This is a genomic window from Nocardioides islandensis, from assembly GCF_015352455.1.
In the GTDB taxonomy this organism is placed as follows: domain Bacteria; phylum Actinomycetota; class Actinomycetes; order Propionibacteriales; family Nocardioidaceae; genus Nocardioides; species Nocardioides islandensis.
Genome location: NZ_JADKPN010000014.1, coordinates 53,020 through 75,702 on the forward strand (window position 1 = coordinate 53,020; position 22,683 = coordinate 75,702).

Consider the following 22,683-nt stretch of genomic DNA (forward strand, 5'->3'; position numbering starts at 1 on the left):
ATCCCGGCCCCCGGTTTCACCGTGGTTGCACGGCGCTCCCGCACGGTTTCACGGGGTGGTCCCGGTCACGGCCAGGAGACACCGAGCCACCGGGCCCCGACGGGGACGACGGTGACGGTGCGCGGGTCGAGCTCCCCCTCCTCGACCGCCTCGGCGGAGCGGGCGATCCGTACCTCGAGGCGGCTGTCGGCGAGACCCTCGGCGATGCCCGTGCCCCACTCGACGACCGTCACCGCCTCGTCCAGGGAGGCGTCCAGGTCGAGGTCGTCGAGCTCGTCGATGCCGCCGAGCCGGTAGGCATCCGCGTGCACGAGGGCCGGGCCGCTGCCGAGCGAGGGATGCACGCGGGCGATCACGAACGTCGGCGAGGTGACGTCGCCGCGCACCCCGAGCCCGGCGCCGAGGCCTTGCGTGAACGTCGTCTTGCCCGCGCCCAGCTCCCCCGCGAGCACGACGAGGTCGCCGGCCCTGACGCGCTCGCCGACCACCCGGCCGAGGCCGCGCATCGCATCGGCGTCGGGGGCCGGGTACGTGTGCGGGACGGCACGCCGCAGCTCGACGTGGGGCGAGGTACGGGCGGTCTCCACGAACCCGTGCCCCTGCCAGAACGCGATCGTCGCGGGCAGCTCCTCGCGGGCCACGACCGCCACCTCGTCGCCGTCGGCGATGCTCAGCGCCTCGGCGACCAGCGCACCGGCGACGCCGAGACGCTGGGCCGACGGCACCACGCCGAAGCGGCGCAGCCAGACCGTGCGATCGTCCCGCGCCATCAGCGTCGCGCCGACGGCTCGGCCCTCGAGGGTGGCGACCAGCCCGCCCCCGGCAGCCAGCGCCTGCGCGATGCGCTCGGTCGACTCCGCCATCGCGTCGGCCGGCGGGTCGAGCGGCGGCCTGGCCCCGAACGCCGCCCGAACCACGGCGTGCACGGTGTCGGCCGCCTCCGCACCCACCCGGCGTACGACGAGCGTCACTTCTGGTCCACGAGATCACCCGCCGCGGCGAGCAGCTGGTCGAGCTCGGCGTTGACCTGGTCGTGCCGCTCGAGCATCACCATGTGGCCGGCGCCCTCGCACTCGAGCAGCGTCGAGCCCGGGATCAGCTCGTGCAGCCGGCGGCTGTGCTCGATCGGCGTGAGCTTGTCGCGAGTGCCGCAGATGATCGCGACCGGGACCTCGCTCATGGCGCTCACGGTCTCGAACTTGTCGAGGGTGCCGAACGTCGGGAAGAAGTCGGCCACCACCCCGAACGGCGTGGCCGAGAGCATCTGGTCGACGAACTCGACGTACCTGGCCGGCACGGCGTCCCCGAAGGCCAGCCCGTCGGTGGCCACCAGCGCCACCGACCGACCGATCTTGCGGAACCGGTCGACGGTGCGGTGGCGCCGGGCCAGCGTGGCGACGAGTCGGCCGGCCAGCTGGCCGGCGATCGTGGACGGCAGCAGCGGGACCACGACGCGGTGCGGGTCGATGCCACCGGCCGTCGTCGCGATCAGCCCGACGCCGACAACCCGGTCGCCGAACAGCTCGGGGTGCTGCTCGGCCAGCGCGACGATCGTCATGCCGCCCATCGAGTGGCCCACCAGCACGACCGGCCCGTCGGGCACGGCCTGGTCGATGACGCGCAGCAGGTCGTGGCCGAGCTGCTCGATGGTCGCGTGCTCCTCGGCGGACCGGCCGGAGCGCCCGTGGGAGCGCTGGTCGTAGTAGACGGCGCGCACCAGGCCGCGGTACGCCGCGCGCTGGAAGTGCCACGAGTCCTGGTTCAGGGCGTAGCCGTGCACGAACACGACGGTCAGCTCGGTGTGCCGGCGCCGTGCGCGCGCACCCTTGCCGCCGACCGCTTCGGGGTCGAGCTCGTCGATCTCGACGTGCAGGGGTAGGCCGTCGTCGGCGACGACCGTCAGCGGCTGGGAGCGCAGCGAGCCGAACGGCGTCATGTCGCCGACGCCCCGGCGCGCGATGATCCGGCGCCGATGGGCGACCCGCCAGGCGGTCGCGCCGGCCGCCAGGCCGGCGGCACCGGCCGCGACCCCGAGAACCCTGCCGGTCCTGCTCACTCGTCATTCCCTTCGTAGCGTCGCTCGAGACGGCCGCCGATCCTGGTCACGATCTCGTAGGAGATCGTCCCGCACGCCACCGCCCACTCCTGCGCGGTGGGCTCGCCGTGGTCACCGGGTCCGAAGAGCGCCACCTCGGCCCCGGCCCCGGGCAGGTCGCCGCCCAGGTCGACCACCACCTGGTCCATGCAGACCCGCCCGCGCACGGGGCGGCGGACGCCGTCCACGGCGACCTCGAGCGCGTTGCTGCCGTGGCGCGGTACGCCGTCGCCGTACCCGGCCGGGACGAGCCCGACCGTCGTGTCCCGGTCCGCGACCCAGGTGTGGCCGTAGGAGACGCCCTCGCCGCGGGCGACGGCCTTGCTGAGCGCCAGCGGAGCTCGCACGGTCATCGCCGGGCGCAGGTGGGTGCCGTGCGGGACGTCGGGTGCCGGGTCGAGGCCGTACGACGCGAGGCCGACGCGGACCAGGTCCAGCCGGCTGCTCGGGCGCAGGATCGCCGCGGCGGAGTTGGCCAGGTGGGTGACCTCGGGGCGCAGGCCGGCCTCCTCGGCCCGCGCCAACGCCTGCTCGAACCGCGCCTGCTGCTCGTCGTTGGCCGGGTGGTCGGGCTCGTCGCTGCAGGCGAAGTGGGACCAGACGCCGGTGATGCGGGCCCGTCCCGCTTGCTCGTGCTCCGCGGCGCGTGCGACCAGCGCCGGCCAGTCGGCGAGGGCGGCGCCGCCGCGGGCGAGCCCGGTGTCGACCTTCAGCTGGACACGTGGGCAGTCGCCCGCGGCCACGATCTGGTCGAGGCGTTCCGGGGTGTAGGCGGTGATGTCCACGCCGTGCTCGACCGCCCTGCTCAACGACCCGTCCTCGGCGTCGGCGGGGAGGGTGAGCCAGCAGAGCAGCGGCCCCTCGTCGCCCGCCTCGCGGAGGACGAGCGCCTCGGGGACGGTGGCGACGCCGATCCAGTCCGCGCCGCCCTGCCGCGCGGCTCGGGCGCTCTCGACGATGCCGTGGCCGTAGCCGTCCGCCTTGACGACGGTCATCAACGCAGCCGGCGCGACCAGGCGCTTGAGGGTGGTGACGTTGCGGCGGATCGCGGCCAGGTCGACCACGATCTCCGGGCGCATGGCCTGGATTCTTTCAGAGCAGCCCGCGCACGACCGCAGGGATCGCCCGCGCGACGTCGGGCGCGGTGAGCGGACCGCCCCCGGACGCGTACGTCGCGGCCGCGCCGTGCAGCCACGAGCCGGCGCTGGCCGCGTCGAACGGGCTCAGCCCGCCGGCCAGCAGGGCGCCGATCAGGCCGGCGAGCACGTCCCCGGCTCCAGCGGTGGCCAACCAGGGCACGCCGGTGGTGGTGATCCGCACCCGGCCATCGGGTCGGGCGACGACGGTGTGCCGGCCCTTGAGCAGCACCACCGCGTCGTACCTGCGCGCCGCCTCGCGCGCGTGGCGCAGCGGCGCCGCCTCGATCGCCTCGCGGCTCTCGCCGGTCATCCGGGACAGCTCGCCGGCGTGGGGGGTCAGCACGGCGGGCACGGTCAGCGGCCCGTCCACCAGGGCCAGTGCGTCGGCGTCGACCACGACCGGTACGCCGTCCTCCTGTGCCTCCACGAGCATCGTGGCGACGTCGGCGCCACCGCCGGAGCCGACCGTCCAGGCCTGGACCCGGCCGTTCTCGGTCACGACGTCGGGATGGGCCGCGAGCACCTGGGCGCTGGCGCCCGCGACGTACCGGACCATCCCGCACAGCCCGCTCGCCGCGCCGGCGACGCAGAGGACGCCCGCGCCGGGGTACTGCTCGGAACCGGCGCGCACGCCGACCACGCCGCGGGTGTACTTGTGCGCGTCCTCGGCGGGTCGGGGCAGGAGCGCCGCCACGTCGTCGGGCTGGAGGCTCTCGACGGCGGCCGCAGGGAGCTCCAGGCCGAGGTCGACGAGGTGGACGGCGCCTGCGTGGTGAGCGGCCGGGTCGGCGAGGAGGGCGACCTTGTGGGTGCCGAAGGTGACGGTGACGTCGGCACGCACGGCGGGCCCGTCCAGCTCGCCGGTGTCCACGTCGACGCCGCTCGGGACGTCCACCGAGACCACAGGAACCCCCTGGAGGGCGTCGAGCGCACGGACGGCCTCGGCCCTGAGTCCTGGCTGGCCGCCGATCCCCACGATGCCGTCGACGACGAGGTCGGGCACGCTTCGCGGGGCCCCGGTGATCGTGCGCCCGCCCGCGCGCTCCAGCGCGGCCAGGCCGGCCCCGTGCGGCTTCTCGGACAGCAGCCACGCACTCACCCGCACCCCGCGCCGCGCGAGCATCGCCCCGGCGTACAGCGCGTCTCCTCCGTTGTCCCCGCTGCCCACGAGCAGCACCACGTGGGACCCGTAGGCCCGCCCGAGCATCTCGAGCGCGGCGCTCGCCAGCCCCGCCGCGGCGCGCTGCATCAGCGCCCCGTCCGGCAGCCGGCTCATCAGCGCCGCCTCCGCCGCCCTGACCTCCTCGACGGTGTGCGCCCTCCTCATGCCCTGGACGCTAGTGGGTCGTGTCGTTGAGAGTGCGCCCTAGCGCTCGCTGAACCACACGACCCGACCCTGTGGAGGGACGACGACGGCAACGTCCGGATTCGGGTTCGCTGGCGTGGTGCCTCACCGCCCTGACCGACCCGACTGGCGGTCGCTGGCCGATCAGCAAGCCGGGCTGCTCAGCCGGCGCCAGCTCAACGGGCTCGGCCTGGATCGCTTCGTCGTCCGCAACCAGGTCGACGCAGGGCGCTGGGTCGAACTGACCCCGATGGTGCTGGCGACCTTCACCGGCCCGCTGCCACGCGTCGCGAGCATGTGGCTGGGCGTCCTCCATGCTGGCGACTCCTCGGTCATCGGCGGGCTGACGGCCGCCGAGGTGCTGGGGCTGCGACATTGGCAGCGCGACGAGGTGACCGTGCTCGTCCCCGACGAGCTGGACTTCGATGAGTCGGTCCCAGGAGTGCGCTTCGTGCGGACCCGCCGGAAGATCCCCGCCATGCGCCTCCAGAGGCCAGGTATCCCCGTGGCCCGTATCGAACCTGCCGTCCTGTTGTGGGCGGCGTACCAGCCGTCGCGCCGGACCGCTCAAGGCGTCGTCGCCGCCGTCATCCAGCAGCGCTTGTCGACAGCCGACGGCATGTACCTGTGGGTGGAGCGGATGAGACCGCTGCGCTGGGCCAGGATGTTCCGAACCGCTCTCGAGGAGATCTCGGGTGGCGCCCAGTCGCTGGGCGAGATCGACGTACGCCGCATGTGCCGCGCCGTCGACATCCTGCTGCCGCACCGCCAGAGACAACGCCGTGACGCGACAGGAAAGACGCGCTGGACCGACTGCGAGTGGGACCTGCCGAACGGCGACGTGCTGGTGCTCGAGGTCGACGGCTCGTTCCACATGGACGTGGACCACTGGGAGGACGACCTGGCGCGACAGCGGCGGCTCAGTGGTCCGGGCCGGATCGTCGTTCGGTGCACGACCCGCGAGCTCCGCGACGACCGTGAGCAGGTCGGTCGTGACCTCATCGCCCTCGGAGCGCCGCGTCGTGCCCCTCATCGTGCGATCTAGCGCTCGCTGGACCACACGACCCCTGGTCAGCTCTCCAGCACCACCACCGCGGAGGCGATGCCCGCGTCGTGGGAGAGGGAGAGGTGGACGTGGACCGCGCCCACCTCCGCGGCGCGGGCGGCGACGGTGCCCCGGAGCGAGAACAAGGGACGGCCGGACGACTCCGAGACGACCTCGGCGTCGTGCCAGTTGAGGTTGCCGGGCGCGCCGAGGGCCTTGGCCAGCGCCTCCTTCGCGGCGAACCGCGCCGCGAGCGAGGCGATCCCGAGGCCGGACTCGCCCGGCGTGAACAGCCGCTGGGACAGGCCGGGCGTGCGCCCGAGCGACTCCGCGAACCGCTCCAGGTCGACCACGTCGATGCCGACCCCGATCACCGCCACGAGGAGAGGTCTACTCGACCGTGACCGACTTGGCGAGGTTGCGCGGCTGGTCGACGTCGTGGCCCATGTTGCTGGCCAGCTGGCAGGCGAACAGCTGCAGAGGTACGACGGCCACCAGCGGCTGCAGCAGCACGGGCACGCGCGGGAGGTAGATCACCGAGTCGGCGTACGGCGCCACGGCGGGGTCGTCCTCCTCCGCGAGCATGATGGTGCGGGCGCCGCGGGCACGGATCTCCTGGATGGCGCTGATCATCTTGTCGTGCAGCTGGTCGCGGCCCTGCGGCGGCACGACGCAGAACACCGGCAGCCCCTCCTCGATCAGCGCGATCGGCCCGTGCTTGAGCTCGCCGGCCGCGAAGCCCTCGGCATGGATGTACGCCAGCTCCTTGAGCTTCAGCGCGCCCTCGAGCGCGACCGGGAACCCGGCGTGCCGCCCGAGGAACAGCACCGAGCGCGCGTCCTTCAGCTCGGCCGCCAGGGCGTAGATCTCGTCCTTGCGGTCGAGGATGCCCTGGATGTGGACCGGCATCTGCTCCAGCTCGTCGACGACGGCGGCGATCTCGTCGCCGAACTTCGTCCCGCGCACCTGCGCCAGGTAGAGGCCGAGGAGGTACGACGCCACCAGCTGGGTGATGAACCCCTTGGTCGACGCGACCCCGATCTCCGGACCCGCGTGGGTGTAGATGACCGCGTCGGACTCGCGCGGGATCGTCGAGCCGTTGGTGTTGCAGATCGCCAGCACCCGCGAGCCCTGCGTGCGGGCGTGCCGGATCGCCATCAGGGTGTCGGCGGTCTCGCCCGACTGGCTGATGGCGACGACGAGGGTGTCCTGGGTGAGGATCGGGTCGCGGTAGCGGAACTCGTGCGCGAGCTCCACCTCGCACGGGATGCGCGTCCAGTGCTCGATGGCGTACTTGGCCACCAGGCCGGCGTAGTAGGCCGTCCCGCACGCGATGACGATGATCTTGTCGACCTCGCGCAGCTCCTGCTCCGACAACCGCATCTCGTCCAGCTGGAGCCGGCCTCCGGCGGTGTGCCGGCCGAGCAGGGCGTCGGCGACGGCGTGCGGCTGCTCGAAGATCTCCTTGCGCATGAACCAGTCGTGACCGTCCTTCTCGGCGGCCGACAGGTCCCAGTCGACGTGGTAGCGCTTGCCCTCGGCCGGCGACCCGTCGAACCCGGTCACCTCGACGCCCGAGCGAGTGATGGTGACGACCTGGTCCTGCGCGAGCTCGAGCGCCTCGCGGGTGTGCTCGATGAACGCCGACACGTCGGAGCCGACGAAGTTCTCGCCGTCGCCGAGGCCCACGACCAGCGGCGAGTTGCGCCGCGCGGCCACCACCCGGGACGGGTCCTGGGCGTCGACGGCGACGAGCGTGAACGCGCCCTCGAGCTGCCGGCACACGCGCTGCATGGCCTCGGTGAGGTCGACCCCGGTCTCCAGCTCGCGCTCCAGCAGGTGCGCGGCGACCTCGGTGTCGGTGTCGGACCGCATCTCCGTGCCGTCGGCCTCGAGGTCCTCGCGCAGCCCGGCGAAGTTCTCGATGATCCCGTTGTGGATCACCGCGACCCGCTCGTGCCGGCCGAGGTGCGGATGGGCGTTGCGGTCGGTCGGGGCCCCGTGGGTGGCCCAGCGGGTGTGACCGATGCCGGTCGTCGACGACGCCAGCGGGTGCTCGACGAGCTCCTTCTCGAGGTTCGCCAGCTTGCCGGCCTTCTTGTCCCAGAGGATCTCGCCGTCGTGGACCAGGGCGATGCCGGCGGAGTCGTAGCCGCGGTACTCCATGCGTCGCAGGCCCTCGACCACGACGTCCTGAGCCGACTGCTCGCCGACGTAGCCCACGATTCCGCACATGGGCCGGATCCTATCGGCGCCCCGGCCCGCGCCCGGCTTCGACGACGGCCCCTGCCACACTTGAGGTATGCCCTCCGACGGCCCGTTCGGGACCGAGCGCGAGCCGTCGCCGTACGTCGAGCTGGACCGCGCACGCTGGGCATCGCTGGCCGCCGAGGAGACGACGCCGCTCACCGAGGACGAGATCACCCGGCTGCGCGGCCTCGGGGACGCGCTCGACCTGGACGAGGTCACCCAGGTCTACCTCCCGCTCTCCGGCCTGCTCAGCCTGCGCGTGCAGGCCGCAGCGCTGCTGCACCGCCAGCAGGAGGACTTCCTCCAGCAGCCGCAGCCCCCGCGCACCCCCTTCGTCATCGGGCTGGCCGGCTCGGTCGCGGTCGGCAAGTCGACGACCGCTCGCGTCCTCCAGCACCTGCTGGCGCACTGGCCCGCGCACCCGAACGTCGCGCTGGTCACCACCGACGGCTTCCTGCTGCCGACCGCCGAGCTCGAGCGCCGCGGGATCCTGGAGCGCAAGGGCTTCCCGGAGTCCTACGACCGCCGCGCGCTGCTGCGCTTCCTCATCGCGATCAAGTCCGGCCGCGACGAGGTCAGCGCCCCGGTCTACTCGCACCTCACCTACGACGTCGTGCCCGACGAGCACGTCGTCGTGCGCCGCCCCGACATCGTCATCCTCGAAGGTCTCAACGTCCTCCAGCCCGCGCGCCCCCGCGAGGACGGCCGCAGCGGCCTGGCACCCAGCGACTTCTTCGACTTCAGCGTGTACGTCGACGCGGCCACCAGCGACATCCGGCACTGGTACGTCGAGCGCTTCCTGCGGCTGCGCGAGACGGCGTTCCGCGACCCGGCGTCGTACTTCGCGAGGTACGCCGCGCTCTCCCACGACGAGGCGGTCGACCGCGCCCAGAGCATCTGGGACTCCATCAACGGCCCCAACCTGACCCAGAACATCCTGCCCACCCGCGGTCGCGCCGACCTGGTGCTGCGCAAGGACAGCGACCACTCGGTGCGCTACGTGCGGCTGCGCAAGATCTGACCCGGCGCCGCCTCACTTGTACCTCGCCGTGTACGTCGCCGCCGCCTGCGGCGCGACGATGGTGTGCGTCTGGGCACCACCGTCGGACCAGGACACGAAGCGGTACTGCTGCTTGCCCTTGGTCTGGGGCGACACCGCGCTCACGGTGTTGGTGGAGCCGACGATCACGGTGCGCGAGAACGTCGCCTTGCCCGAGAGCCCGTTGACCGTCAGGGTCATCCCACCCGGGACGGACTGGAAGGTCAGCGTCACCACCCTCGGATCGAGCCGGAGGCTCGTCGTGCTGGACAGTCCACCGGAGTCGGTGGCCGTCAGCCGCAGCTCGAGGTAGGACGGCCACTCGTGGTCGGGCGCGACGAACGAGCCGCCGGACACCCCGGAGAAGGTCTGGATGAGGTGGCTGTGGCAGTTCGACGGACAGTGCTGCATCACCAGGTCCCAGCTCAGCGCCGACGAGGGCAGAGCTCCGTCCTGGGTGTCGGTGGCATGGCCCGTGAACGCGATGACGTCGCCGACCCGCCACAGTGTGCCCGCGGACGGGATGTCGATGACGGCCGTCGGTGCGGTGTTGCCGACCGTGACCGTGGTCGACGTCGTCGCCGTTGCTCCGTGGGAGTCCGTCACGCGGAGCGAGACCGTGAACGTGCCCGCCGACATGTAGGTGTACGTCGGCTTCGCGGCGTTCGAGTCGTCATAGGCCAGGTCGCCGTCGAGGTCCCAGGCGTAGGTCAACGTGTCACCGGGGTCCGGGTCGCTCGAGCCCGTCGCGTCGAACGCCACGGTCAGCGGCGCGGAGCCCGTTGTCGGGTTGGCGGAGACCACGGCCACCGGCGGCCGGTTCTGGGACGTGTAGCTGATCCGTCGGATCGTCCCGCCGTCGAAGTCGACGTAGTAGAGCTCTCCTCCGGGGCCGATCTGCAGGTTGACCGGGTTGGCGGCGCCCGCCACGAAGGTGCGCACCCGCGTCCGGTCCGGCAGGCCGTCGGTGCCGGTCGGCATCACCCAGATGCAGTCGCGCGAGTAGTCCGCGAAGAACAGCGCGTTGCCGTACTCGGCCGGGTACGGACTCTGGGTCGCGGGTGGTCCGAACTGCAGTCCCGAGATGGACGAGCTGCCCGTCGGGCAGGTCTCGCCGGCGACCACCTGGTTGCTGTGGTTGTAAGCGAGGTACGGCGACGTGACCGCGCCCGAGGTGGCGTAGAGGTTCTCGCAGACCGCGAGGTCCGCCCCGTCGTACCCGGACTGACGAGACGCTCCCTCGTAGCAGGGCCAGCCGTTGTTGGCCGGTCCGCTGGTCGGTACGGGCACGCGGTTGATCTCCTCCCACGTGTTCCAGCCGACGTCACCGATCCACAGCTCGTCGGTGCCAGGGCGTCCGGTCAGGCGGAAGGGGTTGCGCAGGCCGCTGGCCACGATGCGACGCGCGTTGGGGTCGGCCGAGGACGCGAGCGGGTTGTCCGGAAGCCCCTGGCCGGTGGCGGGGTCGACGCGGATGACCGAGCCGTCCAGGCCCACCGGGTCGGACGTCGTGCGCAGGTCCTGGCTGCGGAGGGCACCTCCCTCAGCCGTGGGCGGTGCGAGGACGGTGCCAGGCGGCCCGGGCGGGTCTCCGCACGGGTTGAGCGGCGACCCGTCCTGTCCCCAGTCGGCGAAGTTGAAGCTGGCGCCGTCGCCGGCACTGGCGTAGAGGGCGCCCGACCTGTCGAACTCGACCGTGCCGACGGAGTGACTGGGGTACTGCTGGCACCAGTCCTCGACGAGCACCTGCTCAGGCCCCGTCATCGTGTCACCAGCCGCGGTGAGACGCGACAGTCGCCCGCTCACGACACATCCGTCCGCCGTGGCGCCGGGGGGCGTCGGACACGGGTCCGAGTAGACGCCGGGGGTTCCCCAGCGCGGGGCCTGCTGCGACGAGCCCAGCTCGTGGTCGTAGGTGTAGAGCACGTAGACGTACGGCTTCGTCGGGAACTCGGGGTCCAGGGCCATGCCGAGCAGTCCCCGGTCCCAGAAGTTGTAGACGTTCGCGTTGAGGTCCGCGAACACCTTGGGTGTGGTGTCCGACAACGAGTCGAAGATCTTGATGACGCCCCGCTTCTCCGCCACCAGCACACGGCCGTCGGGCGAGAATCGCACGACCGTCGGGTTCGTCAGGCCGCTGAGCACGACCGACTCGCTGAAGCCCGGCAGGGTCGTGGCACCCTGCGCCTCTCCGCTGACGGTGACGGCGGCCAACCCCGCCGCCACCAGGGAGAGGACCGCACCCCTCGCCACCCGAGACCAGTTCAGCCCACGCCGCATCGTGACCCCCTCGGCCGGGCGACGGACCATCGAGGTCCGGCGCCGATCTCCAGGATCCTGGTGCGACGGCTGCCGCGACCGGGTGAACCGGTGGACGTTCTAGCCAATCTGGGCTACTGCGACAGCGTCTTCTGCACCTCCAGCTGCTGCTCGACCAGCCGGTACCCGAGCTGGTCGTTCACGGCGTTCATCTGCGCGTTGGCGTCGGCGTTGTTGGTCGTCACCAGGCGGCACCGCGGCTCCGCGGCCATCAGCGACTCGTGCGTGGCCAGCTTCAGCGCGAGCCCGAGGGCGTGCCCGCGGTGCTCGGGCAGCACCATCGTGATCCCGATGTCGGCATGGTCGACGACGTGCGCGGGCACGAACAGGTCGCTGTAACCCGCGAGCGCACCGTCCGGCGCGATGGCCGCAGCGGCGTACCGCCGCCGCCCGAGCTGGTCGCTGCGGGTCTCGTTGCGGCGCAGCCGCTCCGGCGTGAGCGTGATGTCCTCGATCGCGACGTCGCCGCTCGGGATCATGCTGATGAAGCCGTTCAGCGCCTCGCACACGGCCGGGGCAAGCCCGTCCGGGGTGAAGTTCCCCCAGGTCTCGATCCGGTAGCCACCGGCGCGCTCGGCCGTCTTCTGCCTCAGCGGCGCCCAGTCGGGGTGGTCGTCGAGGTCGAGGACCTTGACCCCTTCGCGGTTGGCGATCGGGTAGCCGCGGGCCTCGGCGAACCGCTCCCCCGGGCCGACGACCCCGAGCGGGGCGAGCACCTCGACGAGCACGTAGGAGCGCCCGGCAGCGCGGGCCCGTGCCTCGACGTCGGCGAGCAGCGCGGAGCCGACCCCGCGTCGGCGGTGCGGCTCGGGCACGGTCACGTCGGCGTACGCCATCGCCAGGTTGTCGGCGATCGGCAGGAGCAACAGAGCCGCGCCGACCACGCTGTCGTCGTCGTACGCCGCCAGCAGCGTCTGCTCGAAGTCGTCGTGCGGACGGGTCATCGCCGCGCGGGTGGTCGGCCACGTGGGCCGCAGGTCGAACGGACGCCCGGCCATCGCCTCGTGGCCGGCCTGCCACCAGCGGTGCAGCGCGGCCTCGTCGGCCGGGTCGACCTCGCGGATCTCCACCCGTGCACCCTAGGAACGCAGCCCGGACGGCGCGACCGGGTTTCGGCGTAGCCGGCCTAGAGGGCCAGTCGCTCGCGGACGACGTCCGCGAGGCGCTCGGCGATCGCGTCGGCCTCCGCTTGTGTCTGGGCCTCGACCATCACCCGCACGATCGGCTCGGTGCCCGACGAGCGCAGCAGGATGCGGCCGGACTCGCCGAGCGCGGCCTCCTCCTCGGCGAGCGCGGCGGCCAGGATGCCGTCCTCCTCGACGCGCGACTTGTCGACGCCGTCGACGTTGACCAGGGTCTGCGGCAGCCGCTGGACCACGGAGGCCAGCTCCTGGAGCGACTTGCCGGTGGTGACCATCCGCTCCAGGACCTGGAGCGCGGTCAGCAGCCCGTCCCCGGTCGTCGCGTAGTCGGTGAGGATCACGTGGCCGGACTGCTCCCCGCCGAGCGTGTAGCCGGACACCTGCATCGCCTGGAGCACGTAGCGGTCGCCGACGCGGGTCTGGCGCACCCCGACCCCGGCGGCGCGCATCGCCTTCACGAACCCGAGGTTGCTCATCACCGTGGCCACGACGGTGTCCTTGGCCAGCGTGCCGGCCTCCTTCATCGACAGCGCCAGGATCGCCAGCAGCTGGTCGCCGTCGACGACGTTGCCCTCGTGGTCCACCGCGAGGCAGCGGTCGGCGTCACCGTCGACGGCGAAGCCGACGGCCGCCCCGTGCTCGAGCACCGCGGCCCGGACGGTGCCGAGGTGCGTGGACCCGCAGCCGTCGTTGATGTTCAGGCCGTCGGGCGAGGCGTGGATCGGGATGACGCGGGCGCCGGCGTCCTCCAGGGCGCGCGGACCGACGTCGTAGGCCGCCCCCTCGGCGCAGTCGAGCACGACCGTCAGCCCGACGAGCGGGTGGTCGATGGTGCGCACCAGGTGCGCGGCGTACTCCTCGACGGCGGTCGCGTAGCGGGTGACGCGGCCGACCTCGCCGCCGGTGGGCCGGTCGAACTCCTCGGTCAGCCGGTTCTCGATCGCCGCCTCGATGGCGTCGTCGAGCTTCAGGCCGCCGCGGGCGAAGTACTTGATCCCGTTGTCGGGCATCGGGTTGTGCGAGGCCGAGATGACGACGCCGAGGTCGGCGCCGAGGCTCGCGGTGAGGTACGCGACGCCGGGCGTCGGAAGGACGCCCAGGAGCAGCACGTCGACGCCCGACGACGCGAGGCCGGCGACGACCGCAGCCTCCAGGAACTGCCCGGAGACCCGGGTGTCGCGGCCGACGACGGCGAGCGGACGGTGGCCCTCGAACTCGCCACGGTCGGCGAGCACGTGGGCCGCGGCCGCGGACAGGTCCAGGGCCAGGCCGGCGGTGAGATCACCGTTGGCCAGGCCGCGGACCCCGTCCGTGCCGAACAGTCGAGCCATGGGCGGACCCGGGCTCGAGATCAGCGCTTGCTGTACTGAGGCGCCTTGCGGGCCTTCTTCAGGCCGGCCTTCTTGCGCTCGATGACGCGGGCGTCACGAGTCAGCAGGCCGGCCTTCTTCAGGACCGCGCGGTTGGCGTCGAGGTCGACCGCGTTGAGGCAGCGGGCGACGCCGAGACGCAGGGCCCCGGCCTGGCCGGTGATGCCGCCGCCGTGGATGCGGGCGATCACGTCGAACCGGCCCTCGAGCTGGGTCGCGGCGAAGGGCTCGCTGACGACCTGCTGGTGCAGCTTGTTCGGGAAGTACGAGTCGAGCGTGCGGCCGTTGATCGTCCAGTTGCCGGAGCCGGGGACGATGCGGACGCGGGCCACGGCCTCCTTGCGGCGGCCGGTGGCCGCGGCGGGCGCGATGGTGGCCGGCTTGAGCGGCGCGTCGGCCGAGGGTGCCGACTCCGACGAGTAGGCGATGCCCGACTCGTCAGGGGTGTAGGTCTCCTCCACGTCTGCGTCGACGCCCGAGGGACCAGTCTCGTTGGTGGTGTCAGTCACGAGTGATTCACAGTCCTTCGTCGGAGTTACTGGGAGACCTGGGAGATCTCGAACGGAACGGCCTTCTGGGCCGCGTGCGGGTGGTTCGGGCCGGAGTAGACCTTCAGCTTCTTGAGGATCTGCCGGCCGAGCTTGTTCTTGGGGAGCATGCCCCAGACGGCCTTCTCGATCGCCTTGCGGGCGTCCTTCTCGAGGATGACGCCGATGGGGGTGGCGCTGAGGCCGCCCGGGTATCCCGAGTGGCGGTAGGCCATCTTGGTGGTCTTCTTGTCGCCGGACAGCGCGACCTTCTCGGCGTTGACGATGATGACGAAGTCACCGGTGTCGACGTGCGGCGCGAAGATCGGCTTGTGCTTGCCGCGCAGGAGGTTGGCGGCGGTGACGGCGAGCCGGCCGAGGATGACGTCCTCGGCGTCGATGACGTGCCACTCGCGGGTCACGTCACCGGGCTTGGGGCTGTACGTGCGCACAGGCATGCCTTTTCGTTCGTAGGAAAGGTTTCACTGCGCCCTCTGACGAACTCTGCCCCGCTCAGCCCGTAGCAATGGGTACGGCGTCGAGGTCTGCACCCGGCCCGTGCCCAACAGATGGGCGAGAGGCTGGACGCGGCAGGTGGCGCGACCGCTCAGTCTACGGACGGTTGCGGCGAGCGCCAATTCCGAGACTCGGATTCGACCCGTTCCGGAGCGCGGTCTAGGTTGAAAGGACGAACCGGACCCGCGTCCACCCCAAGAAGGCGGCCTGCGGGCGACCGGTTCTCCCACTGTTGTCGAAGGAGCACCCGTGCCTGAGCAGCCAGCCAACTCTCTCACCGTACGCGACAACCGCACGGGCCAGGAGTACGACGTCCCGATCACCGACGGCACGATCCGGGCGGCCGACATCGGGCAGATCCGCTCCGGTGAGGACGAGCCCGGTCTGGCGGTCTACGACCCGGGGTTCGTGAACACCGCCTCCTGCAAGAGCGCGGTCACGTTCATCGACGGCGAGAAGGGGATCCTGGAGTACCGCGGGTACCCCATCGAGCAGCTCGCGGAGAAGTCCACGTTCCTCGAGGTCGCCTACCTCCTGGTGCACGGCACCCTGCCGTCCAAGGACGAGTACGACTCGTGGGTGCACGAGATCACCTATCACACGTTCGTCCACGAGAACGTCCGCTCGTTCATGCAGGGCTTCCGGTACGACGCGCACCCGATGGGCATGCTGATGGCCTCGGTGGGCGCGCTGTCGACGTTCTACCCGGACGCCCGCAACATCCACGACGCCGAGAACCGCCACATGCAGATCGTGCGGATGATCGCGAAGATGCCGACCCTCGGCGCCTGGTCGTTCCGGCACGCGCAGGGCAAGCCGTACGTCTACCCCGACAACGACCTCGGCTACACCGCCAACTTCCTCTCCATGCTCTTCAAGATGAGCGAGCAGAAGTTCCAGGCCGACGAGCGGCTGGTCAAGGCCCTCGACGTGCTGTTCATCCTGCACGCCGACCACGAGCAGAACTGCTCGACCAACGCCGTACGGTCCGTCGGCTCCTCCCAGGTCGACCCGTACTCCGCCGTGGCCGCCGGCGTCGGCGCCCTGTTCGGCCCGCTGCACGGCGGGGCCAACGAGGCCGTGCTGCGGATGCTGCGCCGGATCGGCTCGATGGAGAACATCCCGTCCTTCATCGAGGGCGTGAAGGACGGCAACGAGCGGCTGATGGGCTTCGGCCATCGCGTCTACAAGAACTACGACCCGCGCGCCACGATCATCAAGAAGGCCTGCGACGACGTGTTCGAGGTGACCGGCGTCAACCCGCTGCTGAAGATCGCCCAGGAGCTGGAGAAGATCGCGCTCGAGGACGAGTACTTCGTCAAGCGCAAGCTCTACCCCAACGTCGACTTCTACTCCGGCCTCATCTACGAGGCCTTCCAGTTCCCGCCGGAGATGTTCACAGTGCTGTTCGCGATCGGCCGCACCCCCGGCTGGCTCGCCCAGTGGCTGGAGCTGGTGCAGGACAAGGAGCAGAAGATCGCCCGCCCCAAGCAGATCTACACCGGCGACCGCACCCTCGACTTCACGCCGGCCAGCGAGCGCTGGGCTCAGTAGTCCTGCGCCTCCGGTCCGCTTCGTCGCGTGTCCGGCGCACCCATGTGGCTCGACAGGCCCGACGGGTCGTGGTTGGGATAGACCCATGTCCTTTCCCTTCTACGACGACCCGTCCGCGGGCTACCCGCCCGACGCGTACCACGGCGACGGCGGCGAGACGTCGGCCTGGATCCGGCCGGCCGACGCGCCGAAGGAGATCGAGTACGCAGCAGGCGGCAGCTGCGAGTACCTGCTCACCGGGCCGCAGTCCGGCGGCAAGCTCGGCGTCTACAAGTGGAGCTTCGGCGAGGCCGAGAGCGGGCCGGACCCGCACTTCCACCGGTCGATCGCCGAGCTGTTCTACGTGCTCGAGGGTGAGGTACGGCTGTACGACGGGCGCGGCTGGCAGGAGGCCGGGGCGGGTGACTTCCTCTACGTGCCCGAGGGCGGGCTGCACGGGTTCCGTGGCGGCAACCGCGCCAGCATGCTGTTGATGTTCACGCCGGGCGCGCCGCGCGAGGACTACTTCGAGACGCTCGCCTCGCTCGGCCGCGGCGCGACGATGTCGCCCGAGGAGCGGGTCGCGTTCATGCTGCGCCACGACACCTACTGGGTCGACGAGGACTGAGCACCGGCGCGCTATCTGGTCTGGACGACCAGACCGGCACCAGTGGCGGGTGGTGCGGCGCACCCTTACCGTCGCCAGCAGACACCCGAATCCCCCCAACCGGAGGTCACCCCCCATGAAGCATCGTCACAGTGCTGCCCTCTGCCTGACGGCAGGTCTCTTCGTCGCCGGCGTCGTCGCGCCCGCCGACGCCGTGCCCGGTGGCAGTGCCACCGAGCGCTGCACCGGCTTCCACGCCAAGGGCGAGGGCGTCGACAGCGGGCTGGGCACCACCACCGCCACCCTGTACCGCGGCCAGCGCGAGTGGGCCACCAGCGTCGGCACCTTCACCCTCGGCGTGGAGGTGGACGGCGTCGTGCCCTTCACCGGAGAGATCGTGCTGACCAACGACAAGGGCACGCTCACCGCCCCGGTCGAGGGCACGCTCGACACGGCGACGGGTTGGTTCGCCGCCGCCTCGACCAGCCTGACCGGCACGGACGGGTACGTCGACACGACCGGTCGGCTCCGGTTCCGCGGCGTCGAGGACCTCACCGACCACACGTTCACCGAGCACGTGTACGGCAAGTTCTGCGTGCCCAAGGTGAAGAAGGACAAGTAGTCCGAATTTCACAGACGCCCAGCGCACTCTCAGGTGGCACACAGGTCGGGCCACGAGTGTCGGGGACGTGAACGAGACACCGCAGCACCCGCAGGACCCGCACCAGTCGCAGGACCCCGTTCAGTCCCAGCAGGGATGGGGGAACAGCTGGAGCACGCACCCGCTGCCCCCGATCGCCTACGAGCGCGCCACGACCACGACGCCGACCGCACCGAAGAAGCCCCGCCGGGGCGCCTTCGCAGCGTCGGTGGTCGCCGCCTCGCTGCTGGTCGGGGCCGGCGCCGGTGTCGGCGGGGCCGCGGTGTGGACCACCCAGCACGACGCGGACCGCACCTCCGCGTCGGCCCCGCGCTCGACGTCGCCGGTCGTCGACACCCCGGCCGCGGCGTCGGGCGACGGGTCGGTGGAGCAGGTCGCGCAGACCGTGCTCCCCTCGGTGGTCAAGATCGACGTGGCCGGGCCGCAGGGGCAGGGCTCGGGCTCCGGGATCATCCTGTCCTCGGACGGGCAGATCCTCACCAACAACCACGTCGTCGAGCTGGCCGGTGACAGCGGCGAGCTCGAGGTCTCCTTCAACGACGGGTCGCACGCCAAGGCCAAGATCGTGGGCACCGACCCGCTGACCGACACCGCCGTCATCCAGGCGGAGGGCGTCAGCGGGCTGACGCCGGCGACGATCGGGTCGTCCGACTCGCTCCAGGTGGGACAGAGCGTGGTGGCCATCGGGTCGCCGTTCGGCCTCGACGCCACGGTGACCTCGGGCATCGTCAGCGCGCTGAACCGCCCCGTGAACGTCGGCACCGTGAGCCAGGGCAACAGCACCGTCTACCCGGCGATCCAGACCGACGCGGCGATCAACCCCGGCAACAGCGGCGGCCCGCTCGTCGACATGAACGGCCACGTGGTCGGCATCAACGCCTCCATCCAGACCGCCAGCCAGGGCGCCACGGGCGGTGAGCCCGGCTCCATCGGCCTCGGGTTCGCGATCCCGATCGACGAGGTCATGCCGGTCATCCAGCAGCTGGAGAAGGGCGAGACCCCGACCCACGCCCGCCTGGGCATCTCGGTCGAGAACGTCGCGGCCGGCCAGGGCGCCCTCGTCACCGACGGCGCGAAGATCAGCGACGTGAACGCCGGCTCCGCGGCCGCCGACGCCGGCCTGAAGAACGGCGACGTCATCACCAAGGTCGACGACACGTTGATCACCGACGCCGACTCGCTGGTCGCCACCGTGCGGGCCTACCGCCCCGGCGACCGGGTGACCATCACCTACACCCGCGACGGGGACGAGCACACGGTCAGCCTGACCCTGGACTCCGACTCGTCCGCCACGAACTCCTGACCCCCTTTCATTCCCTTTCCGGGGTCAGGACCCACCCGGTGAGCCGGCTGCCCGTCGACCGAGCGACAGGGCGGCCGGCTCACCGTGCTCTGTGGCTCGCTCCGCTCGCTGTCCGCTTGTGGTGGGCTCGCTCCGCCCGCCCGGCCCCGCGGACGAGTGCGCTCAGCCGCCCAGCCGTTGGGCCCGGCGGCCGACCTCCTCGAGCACGCCGGGCCAGTTGGCGGCGAACTCGTCCCGGGTGGCCTCGTCGTCGAAGCCGGTCTGGGTGAGCCGGAGGGTCGTCCCACCCGCTCCGGGCGCGAAGGTCACCAGCACCCGGGTGGCGAACCGCTCGTGGCCGGCGTCGTCCTGGATGCGGGCGTGGTAGCCGAGCTCGACGCCACGGTGCACGTCGGTCAGCGTGCGCTCCTCGCGGAACGGCGGGTCGGGCGCGGGGTGGAAACGCACGTGCCACCGGCCGCCGACCCGCAGGTCGAGCTCGGAGCCGGTCACCCAGTCGGGCCGGTCGCTGTCGTACAACGCGACGAACGCGTCGAAGCAGTCCTCCGGCGACGCGTCGACCGGGTGCTCCACGGACAGGTCGAAGGTCTCGTCCATGACCCGACGGTAGGCCGTCAGCGGACCCGTTGCACCCTGCTCTCGTCCCACACCGGCTCGTCGGACTCGTAGACGTCGCCGCTCGCACCGAAGACCAGGAACCGGTCGAACCCGCGAGCGAACCACCGGTCGTGGGTCACCGCGATCACCGTCCCCTCGAAGGACTCCAGGCCGGCCTCGAGGGCCTCGGCCGACTGCACGTCGAGGTTGTCCGTGGGCTCGTCGAGGAGCAGCAGCGTGGCGCCCGACAGCTCGAGCAGCAGGATCTGGAACCGCGCCTGCTGGCCGCCCGACAGCGACTCGAAGCGCTGCTCGGCGGCGTGCGCGAGCTCGTACCGGTCCAGCACCCGGGCGGCCGCCTCCCGGCCCATGCCGTCACGGTGCTCGTCACCCCGGTGCAGGATCTCCAGCAGCGTCCGGCCGCGCAGCTCGGGGTGCTCGTGGGTCTGGACGAACCAGCCCGGCCGCACGCGGGCACCCAGCTTGGCCTTGCCCGTGTGGTCGACGTGCTTGTACGGACTAGTGGTCCCTGAGGAGCCGAGGAACGAGGCGTCTCGAAGGGCAACGGGCTCGTGTTCCTTGTCCGGGTCGCTCCCGCCCGCGGCCAGCAGCCGCAGGAAGTGCGACTTGCCGGAGCCATTGGAACCGAGGACGGCGACCCGCTCGCCGTACCAGACCTCGAGGTCGAACGGCTTCATCAGCCCGGTCAGCTCGAGGTCGGTGCAGACCACCGACCGCTTGCCGGTGCGGCCGCCCTTGAGGCGCATCTGCACCTGCTGCTCGCGTGGCTGCTCGGTCGGCGGGCCGGCGTCCTCGAACTTCCGCAGCCGCGTCTGGGCGGCCTGGTAGCGGGAGGCCATGCCGTCGTTGTAGGCCGCCTTCTGCTTGTACATCAGCACCAGCGCCTTGAGCTTCGCGTGCTCCTCGTCCCAGCGCCGGCGCAGCTCCTCGAAGCGGGCGAACCGGTCGCTGCGCGCCTCGTGGTACGACGCGAAGCCGCCCGGATGGGTCCACACCAGGTTGCCCGCGGCGCCGAGCTCCACCGTGACCACCCGGGTGGCGGTGTTGTTGAGCAGCTCGCGGTCGTGGCTGATGTACAGGATCGTCTTGTCCGACTCGCGGATCCGCTGCTCGAGCCACAGCTTGCCCGGCACGTCGAGGAAGTTGTCCGGCTCGTCGAGCAGCAGCACCTCGTCGGGTCCGGCCAGCAGGAACTCCAGCACCAGCCGCTTCTGCTCGCCGCCGGACAACGTCTTCAGGGAGCGGTACTTCGCCCGGTCGTACGGCACGCCGAGCCCCTTGACGGTGCACACGTCCCAGGTGACCTCGACGTCGTACCCGCCGGCGTCGGCGTACTCGGCCAGCGCCTCGGCGTACCGCATCTGCGTCGCTTCGTCGTCGCGCTCCATCAGCGCGCGCTCGCACTCGTCGACGGCCTGCGCGGCGCTGCGCACACGTGGCGGCGACACCGAGAGCAACAGGTCGGCGACCGTCGGGTCCGCCCCGAGGTTCGTGCCCACCATCTGTCGCATCACGCCGAGCCCGCCGGAGCGGGTGACGACGCCCGCGCTCGGCGTGAGCTCGCCGGTGATGATCTTCAGCAGCGTGGTCTTGCCGGCCCCGTTGGCGCCGACGAGCGCGACCTTGGCACCCTCACCGACGCGGAACGACACGTCGTCGAGCAGCACGCGACCGTCCGGCAGCTCGAACCGGACCCCCTGGACGTCGACGTGACCCACAAGGGTGGATCCTCCCACCGATTCGTCTGCGGTTCCCCGGGGTTTTCTCTGCTCGGGGGCGCAGACGAACCCGATGCGTGGGTCAGTAGGTGTTGGTCTTCCAGTTCGTGTCCGTCAGGCGGATGTAGCGGTGCCAACCATGCACCTGGTCCTGCCGCTGAGGCGCTTGGGTGACCATGTCCCACGCCACCTGGGTGGCCCGCTGTCCGGGGTTCGGACCGAGGCGGGCCGCCAGCAGCCCGGCGAACACCGGCGCGGCGAACGACGTCCCGCTCCAACGGGCCAGACCGTTGCCGAAGTAGCGCTTGTCGCGCTTGTTGGGCGCTTCCTTGCAGACGTAGCCGCCCTGGGGGAACGCGTTCACGTGGTTGCGACCGAGGAGGTACACGTCGGCGGAGTCGCCGTAGTTGGAGAAGCTCGACACCGGGCCGTTCCCGCGGTGGTCCAGCGAGCCCACGCCGACGGCCCAGCCGCGTGCGGCCGGGTAGAACGGCAGGTTCGTGGCGTCGTTGCCGGCCGCGGCGATCAGCACGGTGCCGGGCATGGCCGACAGCGTGTCCACCCAGAGCCGGTGGAAGGTCAACGGGCCGATGCCGTGGCGGGTGTGGCACCCGGCCGACAGGTTGATGATGTGCGGCGGTCCGGCCGGGTCGTTGAGCGCCCGGTAGATCGCGTCGACCATCTCGGTCTCGGACACGGCGATGCCGTCGCCGATCCGGTAGTGCGTCACCTGCGCCTTCGGGGCCCGGCACTTGATCACTCCCGCGATGAAGGTGCCGTGCCCCTGGTACAGCCGCAGTTGCTGACCGGCCGTGTACGGCTCGGGCTCGCCGCCGTCGCCGGCCAGGTAGGACGTGACCTGCTCCTGGCCGGCCGGCTGGTGCCAGCCGGTGTCGATGACGGCGACGCGCACGTTGGCGCCCGCCTGTGCATGGGCCTGGTCGACCATCGGTGGCCAGGGGCCGCTCAGGCCGCTCTCCTCCGGCTCCGTGGCAGGACAGTGCTTCCCGTCGCCGTTGGCCACGTGGAGGTAGTGGTCCGGTGTCACGACGCCCTCGCCGAGCTCGTCGTCGAAGATCGCCAGCATGGCCTCGAGGGCCTGGTCCCCATGACCCGCTCGACGTCGGTCCACCTGAGCCCCGCGACGCGGGCGACGCGGCGTGAGCTGGTTGACGACGACGTTGGTCACGGCGGGAGCCAGCGAGTCGACAGCGAGAGTGCCGATCCTGTCGAAGTCCGAGCGACGTCGATCGCTGGTCAACAACGTCTGCACGTCGGCGTCGTCCTGCTGTGACCAGAGGAGGCGACCGGGGACGAAGTGATAGCTGACATCGGCTGCGTCGGGCGAGTCGTAGGCCAGCTTTCCCGAACGGGCGGCCCTCATCGCCGCGACCTGGTCCCGTGTTGTCTCCCGGGCCAGCAGATGGGACGGCTCGTTCAACCTCTGTGTCATCGG

20 protein-coding genes are annotated in these 22,683 nt (G+C 71.5%); 6 read left to right on the top strand and 14 right to left on the bottom strand.

Going from position 1 to position 22,683, the window contains the following annotated elements:
- Window positions 1-65: 65 nt before the first annotated feature.
- Genes tsaE through ISU07_RS19180 form a run of 4 tightly spaced genes read right to left on the bottom strand, consistent with a single transcriptional unit; the run spans window position 66 to window position 4,561 of the window.
- A complete protein-coding gene (gene tsaE / locus ISU07_RS19165) occupies window positions 66-971 on the bottom strand; it encodes a tRNA (adenosine(37)-N6)-threonylcarbamoyltransferase complex ATPase subunit type 1 TsaE (protein ID WP_194708447.1) in 906 nt (301 codons plus the stop codon).
- Complete coding sequence (locus ISU07_RS19170) at window positions 968-2,056, bottom strand: alpha/beta fold hydrolase (protein ID WP_194708448.1); 1,089 nt, start codon at window positions 2,054-2,056, stop codon at window positions 968-970. The genes tsaE and ISU07_RS19170 overlap by 4 nt, the downstream gene beginning before the upstream one ends.
- Entirely contained in the window at window positions 2,053-3,174 is a 1,122-nt protein-coding gene (gene alr, locus ISU07_RS19175; RefSeq protein ID WP_194708449.1) for an alanine racemase, read from the bottom strand. Before alr ends, ISU07_RS19170 begins: the two co-directional genes overlap by 4 nt.
- Before the next feature lie 13 nt (window positions 3,175-3,187).
- Complete coding sequence (locus ISU07_RS19180; protein WP_194708450.1) at window positions 3,188-4,561, bottom strand: NAD(P)H-hydrate dehydratase; 1,374 nt, start codon at window positions 4,559-4,561, stop codon at window positions 3,188-3,190.
- Window positions 4,562-4,679: 118 nt separating this feature from the next.
- Here ISU07_RS19180 and ISU07_RS19185 point away from each other — a divergent pair, with 118 nt between their 5' ends.
- Entirely contained in the window at window positions 4,680-5,624 is a 945-nt protein-coding gene (locus ISU07_RS19185) for a PDDEXK family nuclease (RefSeq protein WP_194708451.1), read from the top strand.
- A 26-nt stretch (window positions 5,625-5,650) separates the two neighbouring features.
- Here the strand turns inward: ISU07_RS19185 and ISU07_RS19190 are convergent, their stop codons facing one another.
- Complete coding sequence (locus ISU07_RS19190; protein ID WP_194708452.1) at window positions 5,651-6,004, bottom strand: holo-ACP synthase; 354 nt, start codon at window positions 6,002-6,004, stop codon at window positions 5,651-5,653.
- 10 nt (window positions 6,005-6,014) lie between these two features.
- On the bottom strand, window positions 6,015-7,859 hold the full coding sequence (glmS, locus tag ISU07_RS19195; protein WP_194708453.1) for a glutamine--fructose-6-phosphate transaminase (isomerizing): 1,845 nt from the start codon (window positions 7,857-7,859) through the stop codon (window positions 6,015-6,017).
- A 67-nt stretch (window positions 7,860-7,926) separates the two neighbouring features.
- Between glmS and coaA the strand changes: the two genes are divergently transcribed.
- Window positions 7,927-8,895, top strand: coding sequence for a type I pantothenate kinase (gene coaA, locus ISU07_RS19200; RefSeq protein WP_194708454.1), 969 nt, complete (start codon window positions 7,927-7,929; stop codon window positions 8,893-8,895).
- Window positions 8,896-8,907: 12 nt separating this feature from the next.
- Here the strand turns inward: coaA and ISU07_RS19205 are convergent, their stop codons facing one another.
- From ISU07_RS19205 to rplM, 5 genes are all read right to left on the bottom strand, one after another.
- Window positions 8,908-11,193, bottom strand: a complete 2,286-nt coding sequence (locus ISU07_RS19205; RefSeq protein WP_194708455.1) for a PQQ-dependent sugar dehydrogenase — start codon at window positions 11,191-11,193, stop codon at window positions 8,908-8,910.
- 113 nt (window positions 11,194-11,306) lie between these two features.
- Window positions 11,307-12,302, bottom strand: a complete 996-nt coding sequence (locus ISU07_RS19210; protein WP_194708456.1) for a GNAT family N-acetyltransferase — start codon at window positions 12,300-12,302, stop codon at window positions 11,307-11,309.
- Between the two features lie 56 nt (window positions 12,303-12,358).
- Complete coding sequence (glmM, locus tag ISU07_RS19215; protein ID WP_194708457.1) at window positions 12,359-13,705, bottom strand: phosphoglucosamine mutase; 1,347 nt, start codon at window positions 13,703-13,705, stop codon at window positions 12,359-12,361.
- A 20-nt stretch (window positions 13,706-13,725) separates the two neighbouring features.
- Window positions 13,726-14,253, bottom strand: a complete 528-nt coding sequence (rpsI, locus tag ISU07_RS19220; protein ID WP_407671458.1) for a 30S ribosomal protein S9 — start codon at window positions 14,251-14,253, stop codon at window positions 13,726-13,728.
- 26 nt (window positions 14,254-14,279) lie between these two features.
- Window positions 14,280-14,723: a 50S ribosomal protein L13 gene (gene rplM, locus ISU07_RS19225; RefSeq protein WP_194708531.1), complete on the bottom strand. Its 444-nt coding sequence runs from the start codon at window positions 14,721-14,723 to the stop codon at window positions 14,280-14,282.
- A gap of 313 nt (window positions 14,724-15,036) precedes the next feature.
- Here rplM and ISU07_RS19230 point away from each other — a divergent pair, with 313 nt between their 5' ends.
- The 4 genes from ISU07_RS19230 to ISU07_RS19245 all read left to right on the top strand — a co-directional run bounded on the left by ISU07_RS19230 (window position 15,037) and on the right by ISU07_RS19245 (window position 18,891).
- Complete coding sequence (locus ISU07_RS19230; RefSeq protein WP_194708458.1) at window positions 15,037-16,341, top strand: citrate synthase; 1,305 nt, start codon at window positions 15,037-15,039, stop codon at window positions 16,339-16,341.
- 85 nt (window positions 16,342-16,426) lie between these two features.
- A complete protein-coding gene (locus tag ISU07_RS19235; protein WP_194708459.1) occupies window positions 16,427-16,948 on the top strand; it encodes a cupin domain-containing protein in 522 nt (173 codons plus the stop codon).
- 115 nt (window positions 16,949-17,063) lie between these two features.
- Window positions 17,064-17,549, top strand: a complete 486-nt coding sequence (locus tag ISU07_RS19240) for a hypothetical protein (RefSeq protein WP_194708460.1) — start codon at window positions 17,064-17,066, stop codon at window positions 17,547-17,549.
- A gap of 67 nt (window positions 17,550-17,616) precedes the next feature.
- The gene (locus ISU07_RS19245) at window positions 17,617-18,891 is read left to right on the top strand and encodes a S1C family serine protease (RefSeq protein ID WP_323742711.1); all 1,275 of its coding nucleotides are present in this window, start codon (window positions 17,617-17,619) and stop codon (window positions 18,889-18,891) included.
- Window positions 18,892-19,053: 162 nt separating this feature from the next.
- On the opposite strand, the gene ISU07_RS19250 is transcribed toward ISU07_RS19245, so the two are convergent.
- The 3 genes from ISU07_RS19250 to ISU07_RS19260 all read right to left on the bottom strand — a co-directional run bounded on the left by ISU07_RS19250 (window position 19,054) and on the right by ISU07_RS19260 (window position 22,680).
- The gene (locus ISU07_RS19250; protein WP_194708461.1) at window positions 19,054-19,488 is read right to left on the bottom strand and encodes an SRPBCC family protein; all 435 of its coding nucleotides are present in this window, start codon (window positions 19,486-19,488) and stop codon (window positions 19,054-19,056) included.
- Between the two features lie 17 nt (window positions 19,489-19,505).
- Complete coding sequence (locus ISU07_RS19255) at window positions 19,506-21,227, bottom strand: ABC-F family ATP-binding cassette domain-containing protein (protein ID WP_194708462.1); 1,722 nt, start codon at window positions 21,225-21,227, stop codon at window positions 19,506-19,508.
- An 82-nt stretch (window positions 21,228-21,309) separates the two neighbouring features.
- The gene (locus ISU07_RS19260) at window positions 21,310-22,680 is read right to left on the bottom strand and encodes a S8/S53 family peptidase (RefSeq protein ID WP_194708463.1); all 1,371 of its coding nucleotides are present in this window, start codon (window positions 22,678-22,680) and stop codon (window positions 21,310-21,312) included.
- Window positions 22,681-22,683: the final 3 nt, after the last annotated feature.